This window comes from Chamaesiphon sp. (assembly GCF_041737865.1).
Classification (GTDB): domain Bacteria; phylum Cyanobacteriota; class Cyanobacteriia; order Cyanobacteriales; family Chamaesiphonaceae; genus Chamaesiphon.
This window is the reverse complement of sequence record NZ_JBGSQZ010000008.1, coordinates 16,768-31,319: the sequence shown is the minus strand read 5'-3', so window position 1 is coordinate 31,319 and position 14,552 is coordinate 16,768. Positions and strand designations below refer to the sequence as shown.

General features: G+C 45.7%; 18 protein-coding genes and 1 riboswitch. Of the genes, 4 read left to right on the top strand and 14 right to left on the bottom strand.

Annotated features, from left to right (window positions below; all coding sequences use genetic code 11):
- The first annotated feature begins 230 nt into the window (after positions 1 to 230).
- Positions 231 to 1,514 carry an RNA-guided endonuclease InsQ/TnpB family protein gene (locus ACEW9J_RS00550; protein ID WP_373543206.1) on the top strand — a complete coding sequence of 428 codons (1,284 nt, stop codon included), beginning with the start codon at positions 231 to 233 and terminating at the stop codon, positions 1,512 to 1,514.
- Positions 1,515 to 1,985: 471 nt separating this feature from the next.
- Positions 1,986 to 2,663 (top strand): signal peptidase I, encoded by a 678-nt coding sequence (lepB, locus tag ACEW9J_RS00545; protein ID WP_373543205.1) that lies wholly within the window; start codon positions 1,986 to 1,988, stop codon positions 2,661 to 2,663.
- A gap of 48 nt (positions 2,664 to 2,711) precedes the next feature.
- On the opposite strand, the gene ACEW9J_RS00540 is transcribed toward lepB, so the two are convergent.
- From ACEW9J_RS00540 to cobG, 11 genes are all read right to left on the bottom strand, one after another.
- Positions 2,712 to 3,017, bottom strand: coding sequence for a CpeR family transcriptional regulator (locus ACEW9J_RS00540; RefSeq protein WP_373543204.1), 306 nt, complete (start codon positions 3,015 to 3,017; stop codon positions 2,712 to 2,714).
- A 9-nt stretch (positions 3,018 to 3,026) separates the two neighbouring features.
- Positions 3,027 to 3,617 carry a chromophore lyase CpcT/CpeT gene (locus ACEW9J_RS00535; RefSeq protein WP_373543203.1) on the bottom strand — a complete coding sequence of 197 codons (591 nt, stop codon included), beginning with the start codon at positions 3,615 to 3,617 and terminating at the stop codon, positions 3,027 to 3,029.
- A gap of 10 nt (positions 3,618 to 3,627) precedes the next feature.
- The gene (locus tag ACEW9J_RS00530; protein WP_373543202.1) at positions 3,628 to 4,158 is read right to left on the bottom strand and encodes a phycobiliprotein lyase; all 531 of its coding nucleotides are present in this window, start codon (positions 4,156 to 4,158) and stop codon (positions 3,628 to 3,630) included.
- Between the two features lie 241 nt (positions 4,159 to 4,399).
- On the bottom strand, positions 4,400 to 5,152 hold the full coding sequence (locus ACEW9J_RS00525; RefSeq protein WP_373543201.1) for a phycobilisome rod-core linker polypeptide: 753 nt from the start codon (positions 5,150 to 5,152) through the stop codon (positions 4,400 to 4,402).
- Positions 5,153 to 5,359: 207 nt separating this feature from the next.
- Positions 5,360 to 6,208, bottom strand: a complete 849-nt coding sequence (locus ACEW9J_RS00520; protein ID WP_373543200.1) for a phycobilisome rod-core linker polypeptide — start codon at positions 6,206 to 6,208, stop codon at positions 5,360 to 5,362.
- Positions 6,209 to 6,639: 431 nt separating this feature from the next.
- Positions 6,640 to 7,110: a DUF2656 domain-containing protein gene (locus ACEW9J_RS00515; RefSeq protein WP_373543199.1), complete on the bottom strand. Its 471-nt coding sequence runs from the start codon at positions 7,108 to 7,110 to the stop codon at positions 6,640 to 6,642.
- On the bottom strand, positions 7,103 to 7,684 hold the full coding sequence (locus ACEW9J_RS00510; protein WP_373543198.1) for a phycobilisome protein: 582 nt from the start codon (positions 7,682 to 7,684) through the stop codon (positions 7,103 to 7,105). The genes ACEW9J_RS00515 and ACEW9J_RS00510 overlap by 8 nt, the downstream gene beginning before the upstream one ends.
- 133 nt (positions 7,685 to 7,817) lie before the next feature.
- Complete coding sequence (locus tag ACEW9J_RS00505; RefSeq protein ID WP_373543197.1) at positions 7,818 to 8,633, bottom strand: hypothetical protein; 816 nt, start codon at positions 8,631 to 8,633, stop codon at positions 7,818 to 7,820.
- Between the two features lie 207 nt (positions 8,634 to 8,840).
- Positions 8,841 to 9,551: a precorrin-2 C(20)-methyltransferase gene (cobI, locus tag ACEW9J_RS00500; RefSeq protein WP_373543196.1), complete on the bottom strand. Its 711-nt coding sequence runs from the start codon at positions 9,549 to 9,551 to the stop codon at positions 8,841 to 8,843.
- Positions 9,551 to 10,204, bottom strand: coding sequence for a precorrin-8X methylmutase (locus tag ACEW9J_RS00495; RefSeq protein WP_373543195.1), 654 nt, complete (start codon positions 10,202 to 10,204; stop codon positions 9,551 to 9,553). The genes cobI and ACEW9J_RS00495 overlap by 1 nt, the downstream gene beginning before the upstream one ends.
- Positions 10,194 to 11,729, bottom strand: a complete 1,536-nt coding sequence (cobG, locus tag ACEW9J_RS00490) for a precorrin-3B synthase (protein WP_373543194.1) — start codon at positions 11,727 to 11,729, stop codon at positions 10,194 to 10,196. Before cobG ends, ACEW9J_RS00495 begins: the two co-directional genes overlap by 11 nt.
- Positions 11,708 to 11,841, bottom strand: a riboswitch (cobalamin riboswitch). (Overlaps the previous gene by 22 nt.)
- A gap of 159 nt (positions 11,842 to 12,000) precedes the next feature.
- On the opposite strand from cobG, the gene ACEW9J_RS00485 reads away from it, so the two are divergent.
- Positions 12,001 to 12,201: a hypothetical protein gene (locus tag ACEW9J_RS00485; protein ID WP_373543193.1), complete on the top strand. Its 201-nt coding sequence runs from the start codon at positions 12,001 to 12,003 to the stop codon at positions 12,199 to 12,201.
- Between the two features lie 404 nt (positions 12,202 to 12,605).
- Here the strand turns inward: ACEW9J_RS00485 and cofH are convergent, their stop codons facing one another.
- Entirely contained in the window at positions 12,606 to 13,766 is a 1,161-nt protein-coding gene (gene cofH / locus ACEW9J_RS00480; protein ID WP_373543192.1) for a 7,8-didemethyl-8-hydroxy-5-deazariboflavin synthase subunit CofH, read from the bottom strand.
- A 46-nt stretch (positions 13,767 to 13,812) separates the two neighbouring features.
- On the opposite strand from cofH, the gene ACEW9J_RS00475 reads away from it, so the two are divergent.
- Complete coding sequence (locus tag ACEW9J_RS00475) at positions 13,813 to 13,965, top strand: DUF4351 domain-containing protein (protein WP_373543191.1); 153 nt, start codon at positions 13,813 to 13,815, stop codon at positions 13,963 to 13,965.
- A 103-nt stretch (positions 13,966 to 14,068) separates the two neighbouring features.
- Here the strand turns inward: ACEW9J_RS00475 and ACEW9J_RS00470 are convergent, their stop codons facing one another.
- Positions 14,069 to 14,287 (bottom strand): type II toxin-antitoxin system HicB family antitoxin, encoded by a 219-nt coding sequence (locus ACEW9J_RS00470; RefSeq protein ID WP_373543190.1) that lies wholly within the window; start codon positions 14,285 to 14,287, stop codon positions 14,069 to 14,071.
- Positions 14,287 to 14,538 (bottom strand): type II toxin-antitoxin system HicA family toxin, encoded by a 252-nt coding sequence (locus ACEW9J_RS00465; RefSeq protein WP_373543189.1) that lies wholly within the window; start codon positions 14,536 to 14,538, stop codon positions 14,287 to 14,289. Before ACEW9J_RS00465 ends, ACEW9J_RS00470 begins: the two co-directional genes overlap by 1 nt.
- Between the last annotated feature and the right edge of the window lie 14 nt (positions 14,539 to 14,552).

Below are 14,552 nucleotides of genomic sequence, written 5' to 3'. Positions count from 1 at the left end.
CCGAAAGCCATTCAAGAAATTGATTATCGATCCCTTCCCAGATCGAGTGAACAGGGAAGGGTCATTCTTTTTTGAGCCATCCGCTCAACCCTGCTTGACAACTGCACTTGCGCCTTAACTTGTCACGAATCGGGTCTCCCGTCCAGAAGCAGTATGCGCTCAAAATAGTAATTCATCTTAATGTTATTTTATCTGAGTTTTTCTAGATAAAACTATGCTATTGTAAATCCATGATAGTTAGAGAAGCAAAATTAAAACACGGTACAGCAGAGCAATATTCTGCCATTGATGAAGCCATCCGAACAGCACAGTTCATTCGGAACAAAGCTGTTCGGTATTGGATGGACAATCAAGGTACAAATAAAGCCGATCTGTATAGTATCTGCAAGGATCTAGCCAAAGAGTTTGACTTTGCTAAAAAGCTCAACTCAGCCGCTAGACAAGCTAGTGCTGAACGTGCTTGGGCTGCTATCTCTAGCTTCTACGCCCGATGCAAAAAAGGGGCAGGGAAGAAAGCGGAAAACGCGGTCTTGGGGTTTCCCCAAGTAGAGCGATTTTCCAAGACAGGTTTTCCAAAGTTTAAAAAACATTGCCGCTCTGTTGAATACAAAGTTTCAGGCTGGAAGCTGTCGGATGATTGCAAATCAATCACATTCACCGATGGTTTTGAAATTGGAACATTATCAATATTTTGCAACAATGAAACTCAAGAAGATCTCCACACCCTGAAGATTAATCGTGTGCGGATTGTGAGAAGAGCAGATGGGCATTATGCTCAATTTTGCTTTGATGCCGATCGTAAAGAGCAGGGTAAATATTCTGGCAATATTGTCGGATTGGATCTAGGGCTGAAGTTTTTCACCAAAGACCAAAATGATAATGCCGTGATATATCCCCAATTCCTGATTCATGCTGAAAAGCAACTCAAGAAAGCTGGACGACGATTAAGTAAGAAATTTGTGAAAGGTGCTAAACCTCAATCAAATAACTATCACAAGGCACGGAAAAGACTAGGTAAAATCCATCTCAAAGTAAGTAGACAGCGTAAAGACTGGGCAATCAAACAAGCTCGGTGCGTAGTGGCATCTAACGATGTCGTGGTGTATGAAGATTTGAAGATTGCGAACATGGTCAAGAATCATAACTTGGCTAAGTCTATTTCTGATGCTGGTTGGTATCAATACACTCAATGGTTAGACTACTACGGCAAGATTTGGGATAAAGCAGTTGTGGCGGTGAATCCCGCCTATACATCCCAAGATTGCTCTAATTGCGGTCATAGGGTTAAAAAGTCCCTCAGTACTAGAACCCATTCATGTCCTAACTGTAAAATTGAGATATGCCGCGATACAAATGCGGCGTTGAACATTCTGCATAAAGGCTTGAATATCCTTGGAGTTAATTGGAATAAACAGCGTGGCGGGTCACCCGAAGCGAGCTTTGCGGGGGTAGCTTCCCCCGCAAACGTCGCGCCCCAGCACAGTACTTCTGGGCAAGAAGGATCTGCCTTGTGAGAATGAGGGAAAGCGCGGGGAGAGATGTACCTCTACAGTCGATGAGCAATCAAAGACTGCAAGTAATTCTCTGTGAACCGTGAATAAGAATCCCCTGCTTTAATGAATCAAACCGCTTGCGGTGAGAGAGTGCAAGCATGGGGAGTATGTCAAGTTCATACTCGATCGTCAAGAATAAAGGGCATAATGGTCTATGGACAAAACAATTTTCTTGGACATCAATATTTCGCAGTTGCCTTAGCTAGCGATCGGCTCGGAAAATTTTCACCCAATGGCTTACAGTTTAAAGGCAACCATCGATAATTGTCTGTTGCCAAGCTAAATCATTTTAACAAAATCTTACAGTACGATCGATTCGGTTTGGCGAGATCGATCGTGTAGTCTAAAAACGAGATCGATAAATCGTCACCACATCGAAATATCTTTCCGTTTAAATCTATTCACCCATCTAAATCCCCTTCAATCGTTTTTATGGATTACGAACAGCCTCAACCAGAATCTGAAACTGAAACTACTCCAGCATCTGAAACTAATTCCGAGCAACACCATCAGCCGCAAACTGAGGGTAACAGCTCTACACCAGTACCTAAAGCCGAAAATCCCTGGATCGAAACCCTCAAAACAATTGGATTGAGTGCTGTATTGGCGTTTGGGATTCGGAGTTTTGTGGCGGAGGCTCGTTATATTCCTTCTGGTTCGATGCTCCCGACGTTGCACATTGACGATCGACTGATTATCGATAAAATTAGTTATCGCTTTTCTAATCCCGTCCGTGGTGACATCGTTGTCTTCAATCCTACCGCTCAATTAGAAAAAGAAAAGTTCAAGGATGCTTTTATCAAACGGGTAATCGGCTTACCTGGAGATCGGATCGATGTCAAAGACGGTAAAGTTTATGTCAATGGCAAAGTCCTGACTGAAAAGTATCTCGATGAAGCTCCCGCGTACGACTGGAGTAGTACGGCATTGACTCCCGATGGCATCGTACCTCAAGGTCATTATTTAGTATTGGGTGACAACCGTAACAATAGCTATGATAGTCACTACTGGGGCTTTGTACCTAAAGATAAAATTGTCGGCAAGGCTACGATCAGATTTTGGCCGATCGATCGTGTCGGTGGGATCGATCCACAACCTAATTATCAGTAAATTAGTTGAAAGTTAGTAAATTAAACCTCGACGATCTACCTGAAACTTTTAGAGCCGCTCGTCAAATCTAGTTCTAAAACTCCCGTATTTAATCCAATACTGCTTGACTTGATGATGGGGAGTATGTAGACTAGCTGTGGCTTGATAGAGGATCACTTGACATCGATCGCCAATCCAAATTTTGCCGATCGATTCAACTGAAATTAACGATCCACCTAGTGCTGAAATACAATCAGTAAATCGCTCGATCGTACTATAGTCTACTGTCTCAAATACGAATAAGTTGCCAGAGGAAATCAAGTGTCTGCTCCGAACCCAGCATTGCATTTTCTTCTCGGCTTCTGGTGGTAACATAAATGAGAATTATGTCGATCGCGAATTAATTTCGTCTGCAAAGCTGGCTACTTTCTCAAATCTCAGCATCCCAAAAGCTGAACCCCAAATTTTTTCATGGGTATTAATATCCATGCCTTTATCGAGACTTACCCAGGTATTTTCAGTTATTTTTACATCACTGATGAGATAAGTCATCGCTCCATTGCGTTCGATCAAACATTTATCGCCTGGTTCAACTTTTCCGCGAAACATATTTCCTTCACGCTGAAAAATCATCGAACAATTACAGCGACGTTCCAGACAATCTGGCGTAATGGTTTTTAAAATCTCTGGCTCTCGGGCTGCTCCAGCATATAGCATCGCATCTTTGAGGCTATAGTTTTCGATATAAGTATCCTCGCCGCGATCTACTAAGCGATGTACGCCCTGACGATAGGGACTCCACAGATCGTAATCATATACCTGTTCGGAATAAAACCCGATCGCGTTAAAAAATTCAAACGGTAACGGACGAAAAAAGATCCGAATATGAGCGTAATGTTGAGGCTCCAAAACCGATTGTTGATGATTGCTAAAATCACCAGCCATCCAAGTTGCCAACAGGATCGAATCACTCATAAATTATCAATTAGGGAGTAGCCATAGCACGTAATTCTGATGAAAATGAGGCAGTGACAACGCCAGTACCATCACTAGTTTTGATTGTCGATACCCGAAATCTGAGATTGGGATTGACAAACCAGATTCTTTCTTCTGCCGCCGCTCGATTGTATTCAGTAATTAATACAAAAACGCCATCTTCAGTGATGTGATAGCGAGCTGCTGCTGCCATCGTCTCAGCATACCCTCGATCGCGTAATAATTGACCCCGATCGGGTGAATTAGGATCGGGAATCGGCACTAAGATAGTACTTCCTTTGAGTACCTCATCGTTCCAGTCTGACTCTCCCTCCCAACTCATTTGGAATGGAACTACAGCTTGACTCGGATCGATGTCATATGCTTGGCAAAGTTCGATTACTGCTGGGTTGTCAGGAGTGAGCGCGACAATATCGATCGCCGATCGCACTGCCTCAAAGTGACTAAAGATCATATGATGAGCACTACGTTGGGATTTCCATTGCCCGATCGAACTTGACACAAACTGAGTAATATCCATTCGTACCCTAAATTAACATTTTTGGACTTCGACTAATCAATTATCAAAGCGATTCTCCAGAGCAGAGGCTCTGCCAACGAGTCAATATTAGCCCAAGTCTATTTGAATTGTTGCGGAGATTTTACCCCCATGCCCTTTCTAAGGGGAGGGGGCAAGATCCCTCTTATCAAGGGAGTAAAGCCCCCCTTTATAGAACCCATTTGAGATCTTCTCAGGAGAAATCGATAGTCCAGCCGAACATCTAGACCATTTCAGTGATACTGACGATTTTGCCGCTGGTACGGTTGATGCGTTGAATCTGGGGAGTCATCCGATCGCCACGTACGATATATTCAGTAGTACTAACGCGACGAGGGCTAGTGAATTTGGCACCTGTAACGACAATTCTGAACATTTTCTTGCTAGCGTCTCCAGAACCGCCCAGACTGACGCGGGATGCGAAAACCTTGCTCGTGCTATTGGTCGCAACAGAGTAAACTAGTTGGGAAGATGTCACAGCACTACTGACTTGAGCGGGGCCACGATCGATCGCGATCATTCGATTGTAAGCTACTTGACTTTTGCCAGCCTCACTATCAGTGCGATTGTAAGGAACGATATTTTCCCCAAAAGCCGATTGATACTCGTCGCTATCAATGTAAGAATCGATCTCACTCTCATAACCTTCAGCTACACAACGCACGATATGTGCGGAGACTTCTGCTTTAGATTCTGGCGCACGTCCTAAAAAGTGCATGAAATTCAGTTCGGTGAACCGATAAGGAGCGCACTTCTGGAAATAACGCTCTTGATAAAATTCAGATTTGCCCACCGCACGTACGAATTCCCGTACAGAGAGGCTACCATTTGCCAATTGAGATTCCGCCGCTGATAAGCGTTCGCTTTCCATCATGTGGGGATTGCCCAAAACATGCTTGTAAACTGCGCGAATCACTGCTTGCACGTCGTCAACAGTGCGATTGGGCCATAATTCCATCCGTGTCATAGTTGCCATGATTATTTCGATCCTAAATTATTGTTATCTTGTAAATATCTAGGCAAAAGTTAGCGATCGAAACCGCAAAAATCTTGCTAGGGGTAGTGTTTAATTTTGAATTAAGGTTCGATACCGATGCTCATTTATAGAGCGAACATTTGTTTGAGTAGAGATCTAAATCCCCACTCAACAACTGTTCTAAAGCCTAAAGCCCTAAAGCCTAATCTAAACCGCAGTCATACTGACGATCGAACCACCTTGCTTGTGAATCCGTTGATAGGTTTCTGACAACTGCTCGTAGGGCACCATGTAGACTTGGTTGCTCCGACGGAACTTGGAAATGTTATTGAGCTTGTTAGCACGATAACCAGTCACCTCAATCCGGTAAACCTTGCCTTGCTCATCAGCACCTGCACCAAGACGAGTGCGAGGATCGATCGGCGGATTGCGGAAGGTGTTACCTGGAGCTGTAACAGCCGTAGCAGTAGCGTTAATCACCAAAGAGTTAAGTTTTGGTGACTTGCCTGCTAAGTCTGCCTTGAAGGAGCTAGTAGCTGCCCCACGTACCAATTGGAACGTGTGGGTAAAGCCCACCATGTGACTAATCGCTTCGGTCTTGTAGCCACGAATATAGGGAACGATATTATCCCCAAACACGTTTTGATACTCATCGCTGTCGAGGTACGAATCGATTTCAGCATCAAAGTCACCAGCATCTAGGATCGCACTGTGAGCTTTCATTTCATCATAGCTATTCGGCGCACGTCCTAATAGATGGCGGAAGTTCAACTCGACAAAGCGATAGCGGGGACAATCACTAAAGCGGGACATATATACGTCTGACTTGGCGACAGCACGGACAAATTCCCGTACGCTATATTCACCGCTTCTAAACTGCGACTCAGGAACTACAGCCCGTTCGCTTTCCATCACATAGGCATTGCCTAGTACTTGGCGATAAACGGCGGTGATAATTTCTTCGATCTCAGCATTAGAGCGTCCGGGTATCCACTCGATCGGTGGAGTTTCGTCAAATCGGCTAATACCCAATCGTGAAGCTGGTCCAAAATACATTTATTAAGTCTCCCTACGGCAACGGTACTAAATCTGAACACGATCGTCTCAAAATTTTGGGCGATTTTGGCATTACATTTACAAGTAATAACCATTAGTTTGTCAATTATGAGAGAGTTTAAGCTCTAGCAACTAACTTATTTGGCTACCTTACCCGCCCTAACGATCGATAAGCTTTTATAATCTTGTCTATACTAATCTTCATCTATTCTTGTAGCTCCGATCGCTAAGAATCATTAAGCTGTAGTGTTGAGATTTATTGCGTGGAATCTGGGATAGTTGATAGTTGATATAGCAATCCTAAATAAAAAGTTAGGTTGACGTAGGGTGTGTTGGGCTGCTGCCGTAACGCACCAATATTTAGTACCAAGGATCTGATTTATGATTGCTATAGTACTCCGGTGCGTTACGCTTCGCTAACACACCCTACACTATTTACCTGTGACTTCGACTTTAAAAATAGTGCCAACGGGTTTGCCCGCGATCGTCATTTCCCAACCGATCGATCGCAAGAATTGTTCGCCTGACTTGGTTTCGACGATATCTACGCCCCATTGATTTGCTTGGAGTGCGTCTGGAGCATCACTAGTGGCGGGAGTAGTCTTGATGCCACCTAAAACCAGGATGTCAAAATCGATCTTCCCGATCGATTGCGTGCGGCTATTAACCAGCATCTGGGCACAAGTTTCGCCTACTTGTTGAGGTGTGAGTAAATCCGCCCGACAGACAATTTCGACGATCCAGTGGGGACTATCTACCTGACGACACTGGATTTCTGGGTGAGTACTGAAGCCTTCTGCAAATACCTGGGTGAAGGCTTCCCGACTCAGGGCGGGGACGCGATCTTCGGCAAGGTCAAAGTTGTGAGAAAATAACATTCGCAGGGCTGGGGACTCATTCATGGCTAGTTGTGAAAGATTTTAGCTGAGTAATCAAATGGTCGAAATAGGGGCTGACGATCGCGTGTTGACTTGGCTCGATCCGGCGCAAACTAGCTGTCTTGAGTCCTTCAAGTCCGACTGTCATGGCATCAATCGGCACTTGTAATTCCTGATAGAGGAGCCGCAAATTGTCCAACCCATCGGCACTAGTATATTGGGCATTGCTGCCCACGATCCCATAGGTAATAGTGCGAAGATAATGCCAAAAGTCCCGCCAGCAAGCCTCAGCGCGTTCGGGAGGATAGAGTCCGCCCCCTGGCTCGGTAATCTGGGGAAATTGAGTGTAGAGTTCGGTTCTAGCTTCGGCAATGATTTCGACGACTCGATCGCGTAATAACTGCCCGACTGGGATCAGCTGAGAAGTCGGGGGTGAAAGTACCGCAATTTTGGCGCAATCTTCATCTGTGAGATACACTCTGGCATCTTCAGCAGCTTGAAATATGGCAATACTTGCGGCTGGATGCTGCAACTCCCAACTAGCAAAGCTCACAATTCTGGCTCTAGCAATCAGTTCTTTAATTCGATCGGTCAGCATTGGAAATTTTTGAATAAAAGTTAGACTCTATCCAGAGATATAGCCATCCCAAATGAAAAGCTAGGTTAATGTAGGGTGTGTTGGGCTGCTGCCGTAACGCACCAGTATTCGATCCCTATCTGATTTAGGATCGCTATATATCCAAATTCATTATATCCGCATGGCTTGACGAAGCTGTCACCACATAACTCGATCGCCATAGTGGGGTTCCTGGAGGTTGTTTGCTGACATACGCCAACAGCTCTGTAACTTGTGCCATCTGCAATCTGAGCGGTCTTTTTTGGGCATCAGCCAACCATCTCAACTCTGGCAACTTCGCAAAAATACCTGCCCACAGATAGTTCGTACCGACAGTTATCGGTTGCAAGAACTCAAACGGCGACGGTGGATATTGGGGTAAGCGTTGAATTGAGCCAGTTAGCACGGGATTTGACATCAGCGGGGATGGAGACAGCAGCACGATATTGCCTAGTGCATCTTGCTCTACTAAAATCAGATAGCCCAAGAATCCCCCAGGTATCTCTAATAATACTGATGTCCGACTGGCGATCGTCTGTTGAAACTTTTCCGAGCCAACTCCATCCCACAGACTAGAATCTGGCACATGCTCCGGTAATACTAGCCCAAATCGATCGGACGCATCCGCCGCCAAATTCCACAATATTTCCCACTGAGTTGTCAGATTGCGATCGAACCATTCCACATCACTAAAAAAATCAACTCGATTCAACTTCAAGCCAGTGAAAATCGCTTCCCAAGTCTGGCGATCCAATCTTTGCCCATTGAGAGCTTTTCGCGCCGCCTGTTCGCCGATAAGTTCGGGGACTCTCGATAATAATTTCTTGGTAGTACCAATTTTTCGCGCGGTTAGCATCGTTTTCCACTTAGCCAATCTCGCGCCGGAGATCTCGATCGCTTGAGCAGATCGATCGGAACTATTAGTTTGCATATAATTTTGATTTTAGCAGGAAGGAGGGAAACAAATCCCAAGAATGCCAACGATTGTGTCTTGAAAAGGTACTTTACCTGGGGAAACCCCAAGACCGCACTTTTCGCAAATCGTGGCTAGTGATGCAAAATCCGGATGGTGCGCGGACTAATCTAATATGTCCCTAAAGCCTAAAGCCTAAAGCCTAAAGCCTAAAGCCTAAAGTGGCTAGAGTTGGGTTTTGCTAGGAACTATAATCATTGAAAAATAGGGAACATCGCGCGGCTCGACATCTTCTATCGAGATAATCTTTTGATCCGTTGCTGTTGCCCGTTCGATATATTTTGCCCGATCTAACAAATCTAGATCGCTTAAAATCTGCCGAACTTTATCAAAATGGCGACGGAGTTTGATAATTGCCACAGCATCGGCATTGACTAATTGGGTAGTTAATACTTCAACTGATAAAGTCGCCGAAAGAACACTAAAAATATCATTACGGTAACATAATGGCATCCCGATCGCAGCGGCTGCACCCATCGGTGAAGATACCCCAGGTACGATTTCGGTAATGAATCGATCGGCTAATCGCGTAAATAAATACATGAACGAACCGTAAAATAATGGATCGCCCGCACATAATACTACGACATCTCGCCCCGCTGATAAATGAGCCGCGATCGGTTTAATCGCCTCAGCATATAATTCTTGGGCGGCTTCAGGATCGAGCGCACGGGGAAAATGAAAACAGACTTCGATTTGCTTACCAGTTAGATAGGGTGCGACAATCGATCGGGCGATGCTTTCATGGTCGTTTGCTGACTGATAGGCGACGACAGGAGCCGCTTGCAGGAGCCGAAACGCCTTGAGTGTCAATAACTCTGGATCGCCAGGGCCAACCCCGATCCCGTATAATCTCCCTGTCTGGATGGCAACCATTATTCCTGCTCCGTGGCTAGTGCATTGACAGCCGCAGCAGCCATCGCACTACCACCGCGTCGTCCGTGAATTGTGATAAAAGGTACGCCTCGACTATCTGCTGCTAGAGCAGCTTTTGATTCCATTGCACCCACAAAACCGACAGGGAAACCGAGAATCAGTGCGGGTTTTGGTGCGCCCTCGTCGAGCATTTCAAGCAATCGAAATAGAGCCGTTGGGGCATTACCGATCGCGATGACAGCTCCAGCTAAATAAGGTCGCCATAGTTCTAGAGCAGCAGCCGATCGAGTATTCTCTAACTTGGCGGCTAGATCTACCACCTGGGGATCTGGGAGCGTACAAATAACTTGGTTTTCCACAGGTAAACGTTTGCGCGTCACTCCATCTGCTACCATCCGCGCATCGCACAAAATCGGTGCCCCATTTGCTAGTGCTTTTCGTCCGACTCGAACTGCATCGATCGAATAATCCAGATCGCTGACAATATCAATCATCCCACAAGCATGGATTAGTCGCACTGCTACGGCATTGAAATCAGTAGGTAAGTTGTCTAATTGTGCCTCCGATCGAATCGTCGCAAAAGATTGACGATAAATTTCCGCACCATCGCGGATATAGTCTAGGGGTGCTGGAATCGTAATTTTAGACGGCATGAAGTATTTGGTGCAGTTGAACTGGAGATTGACGAGTCGTAAATGACTCAAAAGATTCTTGGGGATTAAGCCGCTGATGATGATAAGCCGCGATGAGATTGCCGATAGCGATTGGGACTGATAGCGGTGCTAAAAGATCGCTCTGCTCTGGCTCAGATCGGTCTGTAAAGCCCCCGATCGCCAGTCGATAGCTCCTGGTTCGTTCGTCTCCCCAGAGGGTGATATCTGCTCGATCGTGTTGGGCGCAGGATTTATCGCAACCGCTGAAATGGATATTCAATGGTCGATCGAGTGTAAAGTTAGCGGCTAAATACTCCGACAGGGCGATCGCATCCCGTTGAGTATCTGTCGCGCTAAACTGACAACCAGTTGCACCCGCACAGGCTCTTAATAAACTACTGGGATGATTGGCTGTTGTCACCAAGCTTAAATCGTTAATTAATCCCTGCACCCTCGCCAGATCGATCGCCTGGACATCGGGGATAATCAGATTTTGCCAGGGAGTTAAGCGGATCTGCCCACTCCCATACCGAGCGGCGATGCTCCCAACACCCCGCACTTGCGATCCACTCCATCGTCCCAACGGCAACACCACTCCCAAATAGTAGCAATCCGATTGGCATTGCTGATGTACGCCTAAATGACGATCGCTCAATCTAGATTGTGTCTGTGCAACATCGCCATTTTCCGTAGAGAACCGCTTTAGATCGAGGTTTTTAAAAACAAAACGCCTGGAAGTACCGAATTCTCGTTGGACTACTTCCCCAAAACCTGTCAATCCGTAGTGCCCGATCGCATCCCGCAGCCGTGGTTTTCGACGTGCATCCCCACCTAATACTTCGCTCCCGCGTCGATAACTTTGAGCAATCGCCGCCAACATCGGCACACATTCATCCGAGTCTAATCTGACATCTACAGGTAGCGGTGGATCGCCTCTTTCTCTCATCCCTAAATAGAGACTAAACTCGCGACTTCCAACAGCTAACAGCGTAATATCATTAGGTCGATCGACAATCCCCACACTTCCACCACCATCGAAACCCACACTAAATTTACTCGACAACACTCCCAATTCGGGATGCTCGGTGAGATATTCATGCCAAGCATCAGCCAATGGACGCACATCGATCGACTCCTGCGAGTCAATTCCCGCAGTCGGGCTAATCATAATATTGCGGATGCCATCGACAGCACTATTACCCGCCGCCAAACCACAGTCTGCTAATTTACTTAGTAACTCTCGATCGAGATCTTTGGCTAGCGATCGCAGTTGCAAATTCGCGCGATTGGTAACTTGAATATACTCTAAGCTGAGTGACTCTAGTAGACTCGCGATCGTCAGACACTGAGACTCATTTAACACTCCACCTGGAATTCGTAACCGCGTCAACAAACCATCACGAGCGATCGCAGGATGGTAAATATCTGGACAGATCGACCTTTCAACGGACACTGAATGTAACTCCTTCCCGATGCGACGCAGGGAATAGTAGATTAGAGTACCGCCTGCGGTACACTCAGGCACGGTATTCTGACTCGAAGCGTTCGCTCCATCACAGTTGCGGCACAGCCCTGGATTTTCACCAGACTTCCCCGATCCTCAGCTAGACCAATCTAACATGAGATGGTGACTCGTTGCCCTGACCAGATCGGAACAATCCCACTATCGCCCCGTCACAAACATTAAATTCACATTTTCCGGTAGGCAGTTTGGACTCTACATCCGATTCCAGAACAGTCGAATTCAGGCTACAATTGCCTTGTGTGTGAGTCAGTATAAATAACCATCCAAAGCTATGTCCCCCAGCCCACTAACCATAGTTGCTCAAACCGCCATTGGCGTGTCGGTTAGATCTGCTACCTCAGAGCACGAACAGCAAGTTACTAAATTGACTAAAGTATATCCAGTCGATCGACAAGAAAAATTCCTCGAACTTCAAGCCGAGGTTGAAACGCTCCTCTGCCACTTACAAGCTCTTCAACAAGTACGTCGATAATTTGTCAAGCAAAACTTTCTAACTACTCCCTTCCTAGTGTCAAATTAGACATCTGGTGTAGGGGGTGAATGGTGAATGGTGATGTCTCTCGATTGAGTGGGAAGGGAGTATCTAAAATAGCAGCATTTTAAATCAGTACACGGATCTGTAGGTTGGGTAGAGCAAGGCGAAACCCAACACACCCAACCAAAGTTTCTTTCATTCATTAGACGACATTTATGTCGGCTCAGTTGCTCGGAACGAGACACTCAGGTTAAATATTGGTGCGTTACGGCTTGCGCCTAACACACCCTACATCAACCTAGCTTTTCATTTAAGATTGCTACATGCGCTAGTTTTTGATACGGAGTTTGAGTCCCTGGATCGACAACGAAATCATTACTTATTACTTATTACTCAATCACCTAAATTAATTCATACAAAGTACTGCGTTGCCGATCCTGTCGATCGATCGCCCGAATCGCACCTTGCAAATCCTCCACCGACAAACACGTCCCGCCCTTAGCTCCCGCCATCGTCGTAATATGCTCCTCCATCAACGTCCCACCCAAATCATTACACCCCCAAGTAAGAGCAGTTTTCGCGCCTTCTAGACCCAACTTGACCCAACTGGGTTGATGATTGGGAATATAGTTACCGAGGAAAATTCGCGCGATCGCCGTTAATAATAAATTATCGGCTAAAATCGGCTGATCTCGTCCGACGCGACTGCGGAGAGGTGTGGGTGCTGATTCTCCCACAAAGGGGAGGATGATAAATTCAGTGATTCGGGTAGGGTAATTGTATTTAATTGCGTGTTGTTGAATCTGTTTTAACTGCTCTAAATGAGCGATCTGCTGGCTGGGTGTTTCGATATGTCCAGCTAACATGGTACTAGTAGTCGGCATCCCCAATCGATGAGCGGTGGTAACGATTTCAATCCACGTAGCACTATCGATCTTTTCAGGACAAATCACCCGCCGTACTGTATCATCCAAGACTTCCGCCGCCGTACCTGGCATCGATCCTACGCCAGCTTTTTGTAAGGCAACGATCGTATCTGCATAGCTCACCCCATCTTGACGAGCGATAAACTCGACTTCCTGCGGCGAAAAAGCGTGCAGATGAAGTTGGGGAAAAGTGGTTTTAATCGCGGTGACTAACTCTACATAATAAGTCAGCGATCGACCGTTAATTTTCGCCCCTGGATGCAATCCCCCCTGCATACAGATTTCTGTCGCCGACAGCGCGACTGCATCTGCGGCTTTGGCTAAGATCTGCTCAGTACTCAGCCAGAAAGCACCCTCAGTGCCCTCGTCCCGCCGAAACGCACAGAAACTACAGTGCTGTTCGCAAATGTTGGTGAAATTAATATTGCGGTTAATCACGTAGGTGACAGTATCGCCGACTTGGATTTGGCGCAACCTGTCGGCTGTGAACCGAATTCGATCGATAATATCTACATGGGTTTGAGTCAGCAGCAAAAGTGCGTCTGTGGTGGAGATATCATCGCCTTGTAGGGCTAGATCGAGAATGCGATCGACGATGTTAATGTCTGAAGCAGTTGGTGTGGTAATTTCAGACATATCGAGCTGTGAATCTACCCACCCATTTTAATCAATCTGGACTCGATTGTCGCAAATCAAAGCTTTACCTCTGACACAATTGGAGGAATTAGGCGAGGCGTTATTAGATTTTAGTCAAATGGAAGATCTGGTGGCTTGGTTGGATACGAATCGTAGTAGAATTACGCCAACGATTCAAATAAACGCGATCGAGTCATAGTATTGTTAACGATCGATCGAACCAAATAATCGCCCGTAGCAAGACATTCGATCGAACATAATTAATATTATTTCAATAGCTTGAATGTTGAAGCCAGCAATAATCAATTACTCAATGCTTTCATTTTTTCGATCGAGCCTGCCACATCGGGTAACTGCTGCCCATACTTTTCGGCTGTTTCTAACCAGATATCGGTCACAATTTTTAACTCATTGAGAACTTCATCTAAGGTTTCTCCTTGTGCCAAGCAGCCTTTCAATGCTGGGATTTCGGCAACATAACCACCTTCTTCGCAGGGATAAATTACAATTGGATACTGCATTAGTCTTCTTCCTCGTCTACTGGATCTGCCGCTTCGATTAATTCTAAAACTTTTCGGACGTAGATTGCTTTTACTCGGTTGTTGTGAATGGGAATCACAAAATTTGTTTCTGCATATTTGAAAATATGGTGACTACCTGGAACTCTATCCAGGTAAAAACCTTCATATTCTAGTAAATTACGGATGTCGGAAAAAGTTGCATTCTGAGGACTATTTGTAAGTCGAGCGATTAGTTTTTCTCTTTTGCCCATCGTCACCTAAGTAA

Coding starts and splice junctions, on each gene's coding strand:
- ACEW9J_RS00550 (WP_373543206.1), top strand. CDS start 231: ATGATAGTTAGAGAAGCAAAATTAAAACACGGTACAGCAGAGCAATAT.
- lepB (WP_373543205.1), top strand. CDS start 1,986: ATGGATTACGAACAGCCTCAACCAGAATCTGAAACTGAAACTACTCCA.
- ACEW9J_RS00540 (WP_373543204.1), bottom strand. CDS start 3,017: ATGTTACCACCAGAAGCCGAGAAGAAAATGCAATGCTGGGTTCGGAGC.
- ACEW9J_RS00535 (WP_373543203.1), bottom strand. CDS start 3,617: ATGAGTGATTCGATCCTGTTGGCAACTTGGATGGCTGGTGATTTTAGC.
- ACEW9J_RS00530 (WP_373543202.1), bottom strand. CDS start 4,158: ATGGATATTACTCAGTTTGTGTCAAGTTCGATCGGGCAATGGAAATCC.
- ACEW9J_RS00525 (WP_373543201.1), bottom strand. CDS start 5,152: ATGGCAACTATGACACGGATGGAATTATGGCCCAATCGCACTGTTGAC.
- ACEW9J_RS00520 (WP_373543200.1), bottom strand. CDS start 6,208: ATGTATTTTGGACCAGCTTCACGATTGGGTATTAGCCGATTTGACGAA.
- ACEW9J_RS00515 (WP_373543199.1), bottom strand. CDS start 7,110: ATGAATGAGTCCCCAGCCCTGCGAATGTTATTTTCTCACAACTTTGAC.
- ACEW9J_RS00510 (WP_373543198.1), bottom strand. CDS start 7,684: ATGCTGACCGATCGAATTAAAGAACTGATTGCTAGAGCCAGAATTGTG.
- ACEW9J_RS00505 (WP_373543197.1), bottom strand. CDS start 8,633: ATGCAAACTAATAGTTCCGATCGATCTGCTCAAGCGATCGAGATCTCC.
- cobI (WP_373543196.1), bottom strand. CDS start 9,551: ATGGTTGCCATCCAGACAGGGAGATTATACGGGATCGGGGTTGGCCCT.
- ACEW9J_RS00495 (WP_373543195.1), bottom strand. CDS start 10,204: ATGCCGTCTAAAATTACGATTCCAGCACCCCTAGACTATATCCGCGAT.
- ACEW9J_RS00485 (WP_373543193.1), top strand. CDS start 12,001: ATGTCCCCCAGCCCACTAACCATAGTTGCTCAAACCGCCATTGGCGTG.
- cofH (WP_373543192.1), bottom strand. CDS start 13,766: ATGTCTGAAATTACCACACCAACTGCTTCAGACATTAACATCGTCGAT.
- ACEW9J_RS00470 (WP_373543190.1), bottom strand. CDS start 14,287: ATGCAGTATCCAATTGTAATTTATCCCTGCGAAGAAGGTGGTTATGTT.
- ACEW9J_RS00465 (WP_373543189.1), bottom strand. CDS start 14,538: ATGGGCAAAAGAGAAAAACTAATCGCTCGACTTACAAATAGTCCTCAG.